Source organism: Kribbella sp. NPDC049584 (assembly GCF_040675555.1).
In the GTDB taxonomy this organism is placed as follows: Bacteria; Actinomycetota; Actinomycetes; order Propionibacteriales; family Kribbellaceae; genus Kribbella.
Window position 1 is genome coordinate 326,829 of sequence record NZ_JBFAPF010000004.1, and the last position, 13,932, is coordinate 340,760.

A 13,932-nucleotide genomic window follows, 5' to 3' on the forward strand; every position below is an offset into this window, starting at 1 on the left:
GCAATCGCTGGAGTTCTCATAAAGTCGTCTCATGCTGATCCTGGCCGGCCTGGGCCTGATCCTGGTGCTGACCGTTGCCACCGGCTACTTCGTCTCCCAGGAATTCGCGTACGTCGCCGTCGACCGGAGTCGCCTGCGCACGCTGGCCGAGGACGGTGACGCGTCGGCCGCACGCGCACTCAAGGTCACGTCGAGGCTGTCGTTCGTGCTGTCCGGCGCGCAGGTCGGCATCACGATCACCGCGTTGCTGGCCGGGTACTTCGCGGAGCCGTATCTCGGCGCGGGCCTGGAGGACCTGCTCGGTTCGGCCGGTGTGCCGACTGCCGTGAGCACCTCGATCTCGGTGATCCTGGCGTTGCTGTTGGCAACGATCATCCAGATGGTGCTCGGCGAGCTGGCGCCGAAGAACCTCGCGATCGCGAAGGCCGAGGCGATCGCGCTGCGGCTGTCCTGGTCGACCCTGTGGTACCTGCGCCTCGCCGGCCCGGTGATCCACCTGTTCGACTCGGCGTCGAACCGGATCCTCCGCCGGGTAGGCATCGAACCGGTCGAGGAGCTGCCGCAGGGCGCGACCCCGAAGGAGCTCGACCGGATCATCGAGACGTCGTACGAACAGGGCCTGCTGGACCAGGACACCATGCGGCTGCTCGATCGCGGCCTCGACTTCCGCGGTCGTACGGCGGGCGAGGCGATGGTCCCGCGCGTCGACGTGGTGACGATGCATCGCGACGAGCCGCTGACCCGCGTGGTCGAGCTGCTGGACACCGGGCACAGCAGGTTTCCGGTCATCGGCGACTCGGTCGACGAAGTGGTCGGCGTGGTCGCGATCGGCGACGTCGTCGAGCTGGAGCCGGCCGATCGGGCCGCGATCGCCGTCGGTTCGCTGGCTTCGCCCGCGGTCGCCGTACCCACCACCTTGCCGCTGCCCGGCGTACTCGAGCGGCTGCGGGTCGCGCGCCGCCAGCTCGCCATCGTGGTCGACGAGTACGGCGGGTTCGCCGGGATCGTGTCGCTCGAGGACATCGCGGAAGAGCTCGTCGGCGAGATCCGCGACGAGGACGATCTACCGGAGACCGGTCTGGTGGAGGGCGGCGACGGGTCCTGGGTGGTGCCGGCCCGCTGGCGGCTCGACCAGGTCGAGGAGATGACCGGCGTACAACTGCCTGAGAGCGACGACTACGAGACGGTGTCCGGTCTGGTGATGGCGCGGCTCGGTCGCATCCCGCTGGTCGGCGACGAGATCACGGTGGAGCTGCCGCAGCGGATCGATCACGACGGCCGGCCGATCCCGGCGGAGTTCGTACGGCTGACCGTGCAAACCATCGAACGCCGGGTGCCCGGCATCGTGGTGATGGAGCGGACGGCATGAGTACGACGTGGGCCCTCGTCATCTCCGCCGTACTGCTGGCGCTGAACGGGTTCTTCGTCGCTGCCGAGTTCTCGCTGGTCGCCTCCAAGCGCCACCGACTCGAGGAAGCGGCGGCGTCCGGCAGCCTGGCCGCCCGGGCCGCGCTCGCCGGGGTCAGCGAGTTGTCGCTGATGCTGGCCGGCGCCCAGCTCGGAATCACGTTGTGCACGTTGGGACTCGGGTCGTTGAGCGAGCCGGCGGTCGCGCACCTGCTGCACCCGCTGTTCGAGCTGGCGCACGTCCCCGAGGGTGTCGGACATGTGATCGCGTTGATCATCGCGGTCGGCGGAATCGGCCTGCTGCACGTCCTGCTCGGTGAGATGGCGCCCAAGTCGTGGGCGATCAGCGATCCGGAGCGGTCGGCGTTGGTACTGGCGATGCCGTTCCGGGCGTTCACGTGGGTCTTCCGCCCGCTGCTGATCGTGCTCAACTGGCTCGCCAACCTGTGCCTGCGGTTGGTGAAGGTCACGCCGCAGAACGAGATCGCCAACGCACACGGCCCGGATGAGCTCCGGCTGCTGATCGAGTCCTCACGCGAACACGGCACGCTCGAAGAGCCCGAGCACGAACTGCTGACCGCGATGCTCGCATTGCAGAACACCACGGTCGGTCAGGTGATGACACCGATCGCTGAACTGTCGACGGTGCCCGCGACCGCGTCAGCCCGCGAGGTCGAGCTGACCAGCCGGCGTGAGGGCCACTCGCGCCTCGCGGTCGTCAGCACCGGTACGACGATCTGCGGCATCGTGCACGTCCGTGATGCGGCCCGCGCGACCACCGCCGGTGACACGAACGCGCGCGCCTCCGACCTGATGATGCCGGCGCTCGAGCTCGGTGACCGTACGCCGGTCGCGAAGGCGATCCGCACGATGCGCGACGAACGCGCCCAGCTCGCCGTGGTCTGCGGCGGCGACGTGGCGATCGGCGTGGTGGCGCTCGAGGACCTCCTGGAAGAGGTCATCGGCGAGTTCGACGACGAGACCGACCCGATCGTCAGCGCATCCAAGCGTGACTAGCCCGGCTACCTTGTAGGCAGAAACCGACGCGGAGGAGGGGTGGCGTGGCGATCACCCGGATTGGGCTTGTGGTCCACCAGGGGCGGCCGGTTGCGGTGCAGACCGCGGAGACCGTGCGGAAATGGGCGGCCGACCACGGCATCGGCTGCACCGACATCGACGTCTGGAAGGACCACAAGGAGCGTCGCAGCGGCACCGACGAGCTGCATCACGCCGGCGACCCGGACCTGGTCGTCACGCTCGGCGGTGACGGCACGTTCCTGCGCGGGGCCCGGATCGCGGCGAAGAACAACGCGGCCGTGCTCGGGGTCGATCTGGGCAAGGTCGGGTTCCTGACCGAGGTGGCGTGCCGCGACGTCGAGCCCGCGCTGGAGGCGGTGCATCACGGCGGAGCGACATACGAGGAACGGATGACGCTGACCATGCGGGCGTCGCGACCGCTGGAGATCCCGCACGGGATCGAGTCCTTGCTGCGGTACGGGCACGGCCCGGCGCTGCCGCCACCGCCGGTACGGCACGAGATGGCCGAGGGCGACGGGTGGGGGATGGCGCTCGATGTGACCGCGCTGAACGACGTGGTCGTGGAGAAGCTGGCGCGCGATCACCAGGTCGCGCTCGGCGTGTACCTGTCGGGCCGGCTGCTGGCGTCGTACTCCGCCGATGCGGTGATCGTGGCGACACCGACCGGATCGACGGCGTACAGCTTCGCGGCCGGCGGGCCGATCCTGTCGCCGAACACCGAGGCGATCGTGTTCACTCCGGTCGCACCGCACATGACCTTCAACCGAACGGTCGTCGCGGCGCCGGACGAGCCGATCGCGCTGCGTGTACTGCCGCACTCGGGACAGGCCGCGGTCAGTATCGACGGGCAGTTGCGCGGCGTACTCGATCCGGGGGACTGGATCGGCGTGTACGGGTCGCCGCAGCGGCTGCGGCTCGTGCGGCTGCGGCCGACAGATTTCTACGGGCGCTTGCGCGACCGCTTCAAGCTCACCGACGCACCGGCGACGGCGCTCGACGGCGAACCCGAACTGTTCTGGCAGCCGGCCGATTCGCCGATCCCGCCGGACCTCAAGCACCTCCGGATTCCGCAGCCACCTGGTGACGACCGGTAGGGTCTTCCCTCATGCGAAACGTGGTGATCCTGGCGGGTGGTTCGGGGACGCGGCTGTGGCCGATGTCGAGAGACGACAGGCCGAAGCAGGTGCTGCCGCTGGCGGCAGGACAATCGCTGCTGCGGGTGGCGTTCAACCGGCTCCGCGGACTGGTCGAGCCGGAGAACATCTACGTCTGCACGGTCGGTGCATACACGGACGTCGTACGCAAGGAACTGCCCGAGCTCGGCGAGCACAACATCATCGGCGAGCCGGCTCGGCGCGACACTGCCAACGCGGTCGGGCTCGCGTCTGCTGTCGTGGCGCGGAACGATCCCGACGCGGTGGTCGCCTTCGTCGGATCGGATCACCTGATCAGCCCGGAGGACGAGTTCCGGGCGGCGATCGAGCACGGGTTCGAGGTCGTCGAGGCTCGTGGGCGGTCGCTGGTCACGTTCGGCATCGAGCCGACGCATCCGCACACCGGGCTCGGCTACATCGAGCGCGGCGATGCGATCGACGGCACGCGGGCCTTCGTCGTGGACCGGTTCCGGGAGAAGCCGGATCGGGAGACGGCCGAGGAGTACCTGGCCACTGGACGCTTCTGGTGGAACTCCGGGATGTTCGTCTGGCAGGCGTCGACGGTGCTTTCGGTGCTCGACTCGCTGCTGCCCGAGTCGGCGGCCAAGTTGCGCGAGGTCGCGTCGGTGTGGGACACGCCGGAGCGGGACGCGACGCTCGCGGAGATCTACCCGAACCTGCAGAAGATCTCCGTCGACTACGCGGTGATGGAGCCGGCTTCCCAGGGCAAGGTCGACGCGGACGTGGTCGTCGTACCGATGCCTGTGCACTGGCTGGACGTGGGTTCGTGGGCGGCGCTGGCCGACACGTACACCGCGGACGCCAACGGCAACCGCACCGACAGCATCACGCTGAGCTGCCTACTCGACTCCCACGACAACATCATCGTCACCGACGACCCGGACCACCTGGTGGCTGCGGTGGGGCTCCGCAGCCACATCATCGTTCACACCCAGGACGTCACGATGGTCTGCCCGCTGTCCGACGGTGAGCGCGTGAAGGATCTCGTGGCCCGGGTCCAGTCGGACCACGCGAACTACATCTAGCCGCCGTTGGGCTCCTGGGCGTCCGTGGCCGGGTACTTCTCCAGGAACTGCTTCAGTGCGTCGCCGCTGACCGAGCCGCAGAACTGACGGTGGCCGAAGGACTTCTGGTCGGCGCCGGGGCCGCTCCAGTGGGCGAAGGCCAGGTTCTTGCCGTCCGGCCAGCCCTTGCCCTCGGACTGCTTGTACGGCGCGGCGATGAACTTGCCGGACGCACTGTCGGGGAGCTTGGACTTGGAGAGCTTCTCGATCTCGTCGATCTGGTTCTTCGGCAGGGTGTCGCGGTACCAGAGGATCGTGTAGCCGTGCTCCAGGTTGTGGACCAGGTTCTCCACCGGCGGGCGGTCGCTCGTCGAGTAGAACTTCTTGTCGAACGGCGCCCAGACCGCGTAGTGCGGGCCGGACGAGGGCGGGGAGACGGAGTACAGGATCTTCTCGCCGTCGGGGCGGTGGTCCTGGGTGCCGCCGGCCGCGTCGTTGGTGGCCGGATCGCAGGATGCCGCCGAGGCGGCCACGCCGAAGTCGGTCAGGGCCTGGTTCTTGGTCCGCGAATCCTGCACCAGCTTGATCGCCGGGTAGGCGATGATCGCCAGGCCGACCACGATCGAGCACACCACGATGATGATGGTGCGGCGGCGGTCCGACCTGGACTGCTCGCGCTGCATCCTCTCGATCATCTCGCGGCGCGACTGCTTCTGCGACGACGCTTTACCCACAGTGTTGGTCTTCCCGGCTAAGGGCGGCCACCGCGCCGCCATGCGAAGGCAGTGTACGAGGCAACCCTAAGAAGTTGCCTAGAAAACTACCGCGACCGTGAGCCGAACGTGACCGTCGCCTCAGCGCCCGGTCCCGGCCGCACGGTCACGCCGTACCCCTCGGCGTGCAGCAGTACGGCGAGCTTCTCGGCGATCACCCCGACGGTCACCGGCTCCACACCGAACACCGTGACAGCGTTGTCGGCCAACTCGAGTCGTACGTCGTCCACATCGCGCAGCAACCCGGCCCACACGGCCGGGTCCACCTCGCGCGGACCGGACGGCTCCTGCCGCGACAGCACCGCGGCCCGCGCGGCCTCCCGCGTGCCCAGGCTGAACATGTCGAGCTCGGCGTCCCGCACCAGCGCCCGCGCACCCGGTCCGTGCTCGCCGACCGGCAGTACGGCGTCCTGCAGCCCACGCAGTACTGCGACGGGTACGCCGTCCGCCTTGCCCTTGACGAGCTCACCCGCACTGGCGATCTCGTCCGCCAGGGCAGGCTCCGTCACAGCGAGGACGTTCCCGTGGCTGTCCGTCGTACCGCGCAGGTCTTCGATGACCCGCACGCCGGCCGCACCGATGGCCAGATCGGTCTGACCGTTGCGCCACGGGCGGCCGAGCGTGTCGGTCACGACGATGCCGACGTTGACGTCGTACCGCTCCTTCAGCGCGGTCCGCAGCACCCGCGCCGACTCGTCAGGGTCGACCGGAAGCAGCAGGACCGTGCCAGGCGCCGTGTTGGACGTGTCGGTGCCGGCAGCAGCCATCACGAGGCCGTGCCGCGTCTGCACGATCCGGGTCTCGCCGCGCTGTGCGACGACCCGCACCAGCTCGGCGTCGACAGCCTCCTGGCGGGTGCCGTACGTGAGCCGGCCCTCCGCCTTGCTGACGATCTTCGACGTGACCGCGACGACGTCCCCGTCGCGCAGGTCGGTGCCGTCCGCGATCAGTGCGGCCAGGTCTGCCCCGGCCGCCACCTCCGGCAGTCCGGTCACCGGGAAGATCTCCAGGTGCTTCCTCATTGCCGCACGGCCTCCGCGAGGTTGAGTGCCGCGTCAGCCATCGCGGCGGTCTTGGTCTCGTCCGTCATCCACAACGGGACGGCCTGGACATGAATTCCGGCGCCGGCGATCGAGTCCGCCTGCATCGCGTCCGACGTGTCGATCAGCCACCCGTCGAGTACTCCGCCGGTCGCGCGCGAACCGTAGTACCGCGCGACTGCCGACGCTGTGGACGCTACACCGACCGTGGCGAGCACCTTGTCGGCCATTCCGCGGACCGGACCGCTGCCGATGATCGGCGACAACCCGATGACCGGAGCCTTGGTCTCCCGGACCGCATCCCGTACGCCGGGGACGCCGAGGATCGTGCCGACCGACACGACCGGGTTGGACGGCGGGATGATCAGTACGTCGCAGTCCGCGATCGCCTCCAGTACGCCGGGAGCCGGCTTGGCCTTGTCCTGGCCGACGGCGACGATCTGGTGCGCGGTGATCTCGGCGTGCCAGCGGACCCAGTACTCCTGGAAGTGGATGGCCTTGCGCCGTCCCGGCTGGTCCGGGTCCTCCACCACGACGTGCGTCTCGATCCGGTCGTCACTCATCGGCAGCAGCCGCACCGGGAGCTTCCAGCGCGTGCACAGCGCCTCGGTGACCGCGCTGAGCGTGTAGCCGGCGTCGAGCATCTGCGTGCGCACCAGGTGCGTCGCGACGTCCCGGTCGCCGAGCCCGAACCAGGTGGGCTCCACGCCGTACGCCGCGAGCTCCTCCTTGATCACCCAGGTCTCGTCCTCGCGGCCCCACTTGCGTTCCTCCGAGATGCCGCCGCCGAGCGTGTACATCACTGTGTCGAGGTCGGGGCAGACCCGCAGCCCGAACAGGGTGATGTCGTCCGCGGTGTTCCCCACGACGGTGATCTCGGCGTCCGGGCGGGCCTTGAGCAGCCCGCGCAGGAAGGTGGAACCGCCGATGCCACCGGCCAGCACTGTCAATCGCATGGGAAGAGTCTGCACGAGTCGTCAATGCGTCGAACCACCGCGGGACTATGCTGCGGTGGGTCCGAACCATCCGCACAGCTCAGTTGTACGGCCCCCCAACATCCGAGGAGCCCTCGTGGTCACCGACGCAACCAAGAAGCTCAGAGAGCCGGTCGCGTACATCCTGCTCGCATTCGCCGGCCTGCTCGCGCTGGCCTCGCTGATCCGGCTGTTCGTCGGCGGAGCCGGCTTCACGGCCGCCGCAGGCACAGTGCAAGGCGTAGTCACCCCACCCTCGATCTCCGGGCTGGTGATTCTCCTTGTCCTGGTCGGTGCCGTCTGGCTGGTCAACGAAGATGAGCGGACCCCGAACGCGCGCACCGTCGCCCTGGTAGCGCTCGTCATCATCGGCGTCACCGCGCTGATCGGCCTGATCACCGCCTTCGCCGGTTTCAACGAGACCAGCACGGCCGGCATGAAGATCGTCGGCTTCATCTACGCGCTCGGCGGCCTCGCGCTGTACGGCGCTGCAGGTCTCTACATCCTCAAGACCTTCCAGTCGATGCCCGCGCCGGTGCGTGCGCCGAAGCCGGGTCAGTTCCAGCAGCAGGGCCAGCAGTACGGCCAGACCGCTCCGTACGGTCAGCCGGGCTACCCGCAGCAGGGCCAGCCGGGCCAGCAGGGTTACGGCCAGCCCGGCCCGCAGGGCCAGCAGTACGGCGGCCAGTACGACCAGGGTCAGGGCCAGTACGGCGGCTACGCGGCGGCCGGTGCTGCCGGCGGGTACGTCGCGGGCCAGGGCGAGCAGCAGCAGTGGCCGCAGGAGCAGGGTTGGAACCAGGGCGAGCAGCAGCAGGCGTGGTCGGCCGGTGAGGCCGAGGCGCAGCACTCCGCACAGCACTCTGCCGGTCAGCAGCAGGGTGAGCAGGCCTGGACCGCCGAGGGCGCCGAGCCGACCCAGCCGTGGAGCTCCGAAGGCCAGCAGCAGTGGGGCGGACAGGACGCGGCCCAGGGCCAGCAATGGCCGCAGGAGCAGCAGTGGGCCGGTGCAGACGCCGGCCAGCAGCAGTGGGCCGGTCAGGAGTACGGGCAGGCCCAGCCGGCTCAGCCCGGGCAGCAGGAGTGGGCCCAGCAGGAGCACCCGGTGACGGAGGAGGGCTCGCACGAGCAGTCCGACGCCCAGCCGCAGGCATGGCAGCAGGAGCAGGCCTGGCAGGCCGAGGAGACCCCGGCCGCCGAGCAGCAGCCGAGTGCTTCGGAGCCCGCGCAGACCGAGCCGGCCGACGAGACCCGCGTCGACCCGCGCGTCGAGCCGGACAAGAACGACCCGAACCAGCAGGGTCAGGGACAGCAGGGCTGGTGGTCCCAGCCTTCCTGACAGGACAGCGTCCCTGACAGGACAGCTTTCCTGGCAGGGCAAGGGATCTGGAGCGGCAAGCCCTTGCCCGAGCTAGCAGGAAAATCCCGGCAGAATCAGGTTTGAGCCGGGGTACCCAGCGCGAGAGGCCTGTATCTGCAGGCCTCTCGTTCTTTTGCGGCCATGTTGCGGATGATCCCAATAGCAGAGCACGGCTTGACTTTCGTGGATTGCAGGAATGTAATTTCAACCGTGTCGTTCGTTGGACACTCGGTATCGGGGACCGTTGCAGAGCGCAGGACGGACGAGGTCAGGCATGTGGACCGCAAACCCACATGTACAGGGGAACGAACAGGGTCGAGGAGGTCGTACCGTGACAGAGCTGATGGCGATTGTCGACGGTGAGGCGATCGAGGAGGAGCCGAACTGGCAGGAAAGGGCGTTGTGCGCCCAGACCGATCCAGAGGCTTTCTTCCCGGAGAAGGGCGGTTCCACCCGCGAAGCCAAGAAGGTGTGCCTCGGCTGCGACGTCCGCGGCGAGTGCCTCGAGTACGCGCTGCAGAACGACGAGCGCTTCGGGATCTGGGGCGGCCTGTCGGAGCGGGAGCGCCGCAAGCTGAAGAAGAAGGCCGTCTGACCGTAGGTAACCAGAGCACCACAACATCAGGACTTCCGCGAGGCCCCGGGCGAACGTCGCCCGGGGCCCGCGGCTTTCCATGCGCTCGGCGGGCGGCTGTATGGTGAGTCCTCGCCGGGACCTGCGGTCACGGTGACCGTCCGCAAGCATCGAGGTGTCACAGCTCCGCATGGAACAAGAAGCTCCGGCCGGCTGGGAATTCTTCGACTCCGTCGACTTCCCGACCGATCACATCGACGACCCGATGGGTCGTCCGCGGGTCCGGCATGTCGTCACCGCGGTGGTGGTGGGTCACGAGGGTGCGGCCTGGCTGCCGCGCCTGTCCGAGGCACTGTGGGCGCTGAACCCACGGCCGGACCGGCTGATCGCGGTCGACACCGGATCCACCGACGAGACCGCCGAGCTGCTCGCCGCGATGCCGGGCGTCGAGCCTGTCGTCAGCGTCTCGGCCCGCACCGGTTTCGGTACGGCGGTCGCCCGCGGCCTCGAAGCACACGGTTTCGCGCCGATCCCGAGCGCCGTCGGTCCGTACGGCGATGACGGGCACATGCCCGTGGTCGAGTGGCTGTGGCTGCTGCACGACGACTGCGCGCCGGCGCCGAAGGCCCTGGAGAAATTGTTGCTTCAGGCCACTATGTCGCCGGCGACCGGCGTCTGGGGCCCGAAGCTGCGGCTGTGGCCGCGTGACCGCGAGCTGCTCGAGGTCGGCGTCACCACCTCGCTCGGCGGCCGCCGGGACACCGGGATCGAAACCGGTGAGCTCGACCAGGGCCAGCACGACCAACCGCGGAACGTCCTCGCGGTCAGCTCGGCCGGCATGCTCGTACGTCGCGACGTCTGGGAGGCGCTGCACGGTTTCGACCCGCGGCTGCCGATGTTCCGCGACGACATCGACTTCGGCTGGCGCGCCAGCCGCGCGGGGTACCAGGTGGGCGTCGCACCCGACGCGGTCATCTACCACGCACAGGCCGCCGCGACCGGTGAGCGGGCACTGGCCGGCACGAGGCGGCACGCGTACCAGTTGGACCGCGCGCATGCCTACTACACGGTTCTCGCGAACGCGCCGGGCAAGCTGCTGCCGCTGCTGATCCTGCGGTTCCTGTTCGGCACAGTGCTGCGCTCGATCTGGTTCTTGATCGGCAAGACGCCATCAGGTGCTGTCGACGAGTGGACCGCGTTGCTCGGCACGCTGCTGGCCGGCGGCTGGACGCAGGCCCGCAAGAACAGACGCAATCTCGATCAGGTTCCGTACGACCACATCAAAGGCCTGTTCTCCCGGTCGGTGCACGCACTGCGGCACAACCTGGAGGAGACGACCGGCACGATCTCCGAGCGGATCCGGGAAGCCTGGGCGGACGAGCCCGAAGAGCAGGTCGTCACCACTGCACGGCGAGCCAAATCCACGGCCCGCGTGGCGGTCGACCAGCCGCGGTGGCGCCGTCAGCTGATCCGGCGGCCGTTCCTCGGCGCCTGGGTCGTGCTGGCGATCGGTGCGCTGATTGCTGCGCGCGACCTGATCGGCGGCGGGTTCCTGCGGTCGAACCTGTTGCTCCCGGCGCACGACAACATCGCGGCCCTCTGGCACGCAGCAGCTTCCGCTCCGCCCGGTGTGACTCCGCCTGCTTGGCTGGGGCAGCTCTGGGCGTTCTCAACGGTGATGTTCGGTCCATCCGGTGCGACGAACATCCTCCTGCTGGGCGCGGTGCCGCTCGCTGCTCTGGCTGCGTGGGCGATGCTGCGTTCGTTCGTCGTCGACCGCGTCGCGCGGGCCTGGGGCGCAGCGGCGTACGGGCTGGCCGTGTTCACGAACGGCGCTATCTCGCAGGGGCGGCTCGGGACGTGTGTGGCAGCGATCGTGCTGCCGCTGCTCGGTGCCGCCGTACACACGGTTGCCCGGCGTCGGCGCGTGTACGTTCAGGGCAGTTGGCGCGCTGCGTGGTTCGCCGGTATCTGTCTGGCGGTGCTGTTCGCGTTCACGCCGGCCCTTGGTCTGCTGATCGCGGTCATCCTGGTGCTGGGCGCAGTGTTCGGGCTCGGCTGGCGTCGACAGGGCCGGCAGTTGGTGTTCTCCGTCGTACTGGGTCTGCTGCTCGTGCTGCCGTGGACGATCGACCTGGTGCAGCACCCGTCCAAGCTCGGCCAGGAGGCGGGCGGTCCGCCGACCGCTGCGGTCGGTCCGGGCAACAGTCTGCAGCATCTGCTGACCGGTACGCCGATTGGTGCGCCGGCGCCGTGGTGGTTCGCAGTACCGCTGATTCTGGTCGCGCTGGTCAGTCTGCTGCGCGAGTCGCGCCAGCGGTACGAACTGCTCGGCTGGTTCGCCGCACTGGCTGGTCTGGCGGGCACGCTGGTTGCCAGCCGGCTGGGCGGTGGCAGTGGGCCGTTGATGTTCCTGATGACGGCCGGCTGGATCATCGCCGTCACGGTTGCGTGGGACTCGGTCGGCAAGTCCACCGAGATCATCGTGCAGGGCGTGCTCGGCATCGTGTTGCTGACAACCGTTGTGACGGCGGGTTTCTGGCTGGTGCGTGGCACCGACGGCCCGTTGTGGAGCGGCCCGGCGCAGGACCTCCCGGCGTACCTGGTGTCGTCGCAGGATCCGCCGGAGAACCAGTCGATCCTGGTCGTGCGCAAACCGCCGGCCGGGCAGATGCGATTCGCGCTGGTCAAGGACGGCGGACCGCGGATGGGTGCGTTGGAGGCGGCGCCGACGCCCGCGCAGAGCAAGCCGATCACTGATGTGCTCGCGACCCTGGGTGGTGGCGGCAGTGGCGAGGAAGGCCGGCAGTTGGCCGCTCTCGCGATCGACTATGTGTATCTGCCCGGTCCGGTGGACCCGACGTTGGCGTCCACGCTCGACTCGTTGCCCGGCCTGACCAGGGCGAGTGCGAACGACGGCGATGCCTCGTGGCTGGTGGACCGGTCGAAGATCGAGGGCAAGACGCCGTTGAACGACCAGACGCACACGATGTGGCGCATCCTCGGCCTGATCGGCTGGATCATCGCGCTGGTGTTCTGCCTGCCGACAGTTCGCCGGACGGTCGCAGTACCGCATGGCACCCACGCCAGGAGGGACCCGCGGTGAGCCCGTTGTTGTCCGACCCGCGTCTCCGGCTCGGGGCCGTCATCGCTGCCATGGCCGTGCTGGCAGGGCTCGGCGTCGTCACGCACCCCAAGAAACCCGACACAAGCCCGGCAGCCGCCGCGACCGAACCTGCTCGCACAGTGGTGAACCGTACGGCGCTGTCCTGCCCGGTGCTCGCAGCCGGCGGCAAGATGGCCAGCGTGGTGAACGGTGTGTCGCCGACGCTGCCCGAAGGTACGCCGACCGCAGCGGGTAGCGCTCAACCGCTGACGATCGCCCCACTGCCGGCCACGTCCAACCCGGTCGGGTCGATCCTGAAGCGTGGCTTCATCGGTTCGAGCCCTGTGGTCGTGAAGCCGGAGCCGCTGTCCATCGAAGGTACCGGACCACTCGCCGCCGGCACAGCCGGCACGAGCACGACGACTGCTGAGGAGGGTGTGAACTCCGGTATGGCGAGCGTGCCGTGCCAGCAGCCCGGATCGGACTTCTGGTTCGTCGGCGCATCCGGTGCGAGTGATCGGCGCGACGTACTGGTTCTCACGAACCTGGACAGCATCAACGCCGAGGTGAACGTCACCGTGTACGCGCGGACCGGTCAGCAGGACCTTCCCGCCGCACGAGGCATCGTCGTACCCGCCCGTGGCACGTCCTTTCTGTACCTCAAGCAGGTTGCTCCGAACCTGCGGGATATCGCCCTGCACGTGGAGTCGACGGGTGGTCGCGTGGCGGCAGCTGTGCGCTCCAATGCGTCCACCGGCAACAGCGTTCCTGCTGGAGTGGACTGGCTGAACACGTCGGCGGCGCCTGCCACCAAGGTCTTCGTCCCCGCGGCCGCGCCGGGTGGTGGACTGCGGATCCTGTCGATCGCCAACCCGTCGGACCTGCAAGCGACCGTGGGCCTCACCGTCAACGGGCCGAACGGGTCGTTCAAACCAGCTGGATTCGAGACCGTGCAGGTCGCGGCCGGCTCGGTGAAGACGATCATGCTCGACCCGGTGCTGCACGGTGATCCCAGCGCGATCACTCTGACCTCGGATCAGCCCGTCACCGCGTCGATGCGGATCACGGACGCGGCCCGGACCGAGTTCGCGTCGATCGGGTCGGCGGATGCGCTGACCGGTCCGGCGTACCTGGTCCTGCCGGCGCACAAGCAGCCGGTCGTGCTGCAGGTGACCGCGCCCGGGAAGACCGGCAGCGTGAAGTTCGAGCTGCGCGACGTGGCCGGGCGGGCGCTGGTCACGCGTGCGCTCGACGTGGTCGGTGGTGCGACGTCGCAGGTCTCGCTCCCGGCGCAGCCGCGTCCGACGTACCTGATGGTGCAGCAGACGCGGGGGACCGTTGTCGCCGGCGTCACGCTGATGCCGGCGGCGAAGCCTGCCAAGGACGACGTGGCGCAGGTCGCTGCGTGGCCGTTGACGACGTCGCTGGTGTTCCGTGCTCAGCTGGGTGCCCAGCCGGACGTGAGCGCCGCTCTGCGGTAG

11 protein-coding genes are annotated in these 13,932 nt (G+C 69.0%); 8 read left to right on the forward strand and 3 right to left on the reverse strand.

The features are described 5' to 3' along the window. The first annotated feature begins 31 nt into the window (after nt 1–31). From AB0J62_RS17830 to AB0J62_RS17845, 4 genes are read left to right on the forward strand one after another with little or no spacing between them, the layout of a single operon-like run. On the forward strand, nt 32–1,369 hold the full coding sequence (locus AB0J62_RS17830; RefSeq protein WP_363871434.1) for a hemolysin family protein: 1,338 nt from the start codon (nt 32–34) through the stop codon (nt 1,367–1,369). Next, nucleotides 1,366–2,424 (forward strand): hemolysin family protein, encoded by a 1,059-nt coding sequence (locus AB0J62_RS17835; RefSeq protein ID WP_363871437.1) that lies wholly within the window; start codon nt 1,366–1,368, stop codon nt 2,422–2,424. The genes AB0J62_RS17830 and AB0J62_RS17835 overlap by 4 nt, the downstream gene beginning before the upstream one ends. A 44-nt stretch (nt 2,425–2,468) precedes the next feature. Continuing rightward, nucleotides 2,469–3,539 (forward strand): NAD(+)/NADH kinase, encoded by a 1,071-nt coding sequence (locus AB0J62_RS17840; protein ID WP_363871440.1) that lies wholly within the window; start codon nt 2,469–2,471, stop codon nt 3,537–3,539. An 11-nt stretch (nt 3,540–3,550) separates the two neighbouring features. Beyond that, complete coding sequence (locus AB0J62_RS17845) at nt 3,551–4,645, forward strand: mannose-1-phosphate guanylyltransferase (RefSeq protein ID WP_363871443.1); 1,095 nt, start codon at nt 3,551–3,553, stop codon at nt 4,643–4,645. Here AB0J62_RS17845 and AB0J62_RS17850 read toward each other — a convergent pair. From AB0J62_RS17850 to cofD, 3 genes are read right to left on the reverse strand one after another with little or no spacing between them, the layout of a single operon-like run. Beyond that, entirely contained in the window at nt 4,642–5,400 is a 759-nt protein-coding gene (locus AB0J62_RS17850; protein ID WP_363871446.1) for a DUF3105 domain-containing protein, read from the reverse strand. The two genes, AB0J62_RS17845 and AB0J62_RS17850, sit on opposite strands and share 4 nt — an antisense overlap. Nucleotides 5,401–5,444: 44 nt before the next feature. Beyond that, complete coding sequence (locus AB0J62_RS17855; protein WP_363871451.1) at nt 5,445–6,419, reverse strand: coenzyme F420-0:L-glutamate ligase; 975 nt, start codon at nt 6,417–6,419, stop codon at nt 5,445–5,447. Next, entirely contained in the window at nt 6,416–7,393 is a 978-nt protein-coding gene (gene cofD, locus AB0J62_RS17860; RefSeq protein WP_363871454.1) for a 2-phospho-L-lactate transferase, read from the reverse strand. Before cofD ends, AB0J62_RS17855 begins: the two co-directional genes overlap by 4 nt. 115 nt (nt 7,394–7,508) lie before the next feature. On the opposite strand from cofD, the gene AB0J62_RS17865 reads away from it, so the two are divergent. From AB0J62_RS17865 to AB0J62_RS17880, 4 genes are all read left to right on the forward strand, one after another. After that, nucleotides 7,509–8,750 (forward strand): hypothetical protein, encoded by a 1,242-nt coding sequence (locus AB0J62_RS17865; RefSeq protein ID WP_363871457.1) that lies wholly within the window; start codon nt 7,509–7,511, stop codon nt 8,748–8,750. 352 nt (nt 8,751–9,102) lie between these two features. Continuing rightward, entirely contained in the window at nt 9,103–9,366 is a 264-nt protein-coding gene (locus AB0J62_RS17870; RefSeq protein WP_130382502.1) for a WhiB family transcriptional regulator, read from the forward strand. Between the two features lie 169 nt (nt 9,367–9,535). Next, nucleotides 9,536–12,451, forward strand: coding sequence for a glycosyltransferase family 2 protein (locus AB0J62_RS17875; RefSeq protein WP_363871460.1), 2,916 nt, complete (start codon nt 9,536–9,538; stop codon nt 12,449–12,451). Beyond that, the gene (locus AB0J62_RS17880) at nt 12,448–13,932 is read left to right on the forward strand and encodes a DUF5719 family protein (RefSeq protein WP_363871463.1); all 1,485 of its coding nucleotides are present in this window, start codon (nt 12,448–12,450) and stop codon (nt 13,930–13,932) included. The genes AB0J62_RS17875 and AB0J62_RS17880 overlap by 4 nt, the downstream gene beginning before the upstream one ends.

Bases quoted from the DNA above. Each gene is read 5' to 3' on its own strand.
- AB0J62_RS17835 (WP_363871437.1), top strand. From the start codon at position 1,366: ATGAGTACGACGTGGGCCCTCGTCATCTCCGCCGTACTGCTGGCGCTG.
- AB0J62_RS17830 (WP_363871434.1), top strand. From the start codon at position 32: ATGCTGATCCTGGCCGGCCTGGGCCTGATCCTGGTGCTGACCGTTGCC.
- AB0J62_RS17855 (WP_363871451.1), bottom strand. From the start codon at position 6,419: ATGAGGAAGCACCTGGAGATCTTCCCGGTGACCGGACTGCCGGAGGTG.
- AB0J62_RS17875 (WP_363871460.1), top strand. From the start codon at position 9,536: ATGGAACAAGAAGCTCCGGCCGGCTGGGAATTCTTCGACTCCGTCGAC.
- AB0J62_RS17845 (WP_363871443.1), top strand. From the start codon at position 3,551: ATGCGAAACGTGGTGATCCTGGCGGGTGGTTCGGGGACGCGGCTGTGG.
- AB0J62_RS17850 (WP_363871446.1), bottom strand. From the start codon at position 5,400: ATGGCGGCGCGGTGGCCGCCCTTAGCCGGGAAGACCAACACTGTGGGT.
- cofD (WP_363871454.1), bottom strand. From the start codon at position 7,393: ATGCGATTGACAGTGCTGGCCGGTGGCATCGGCGGTTCCACCTTCCTG.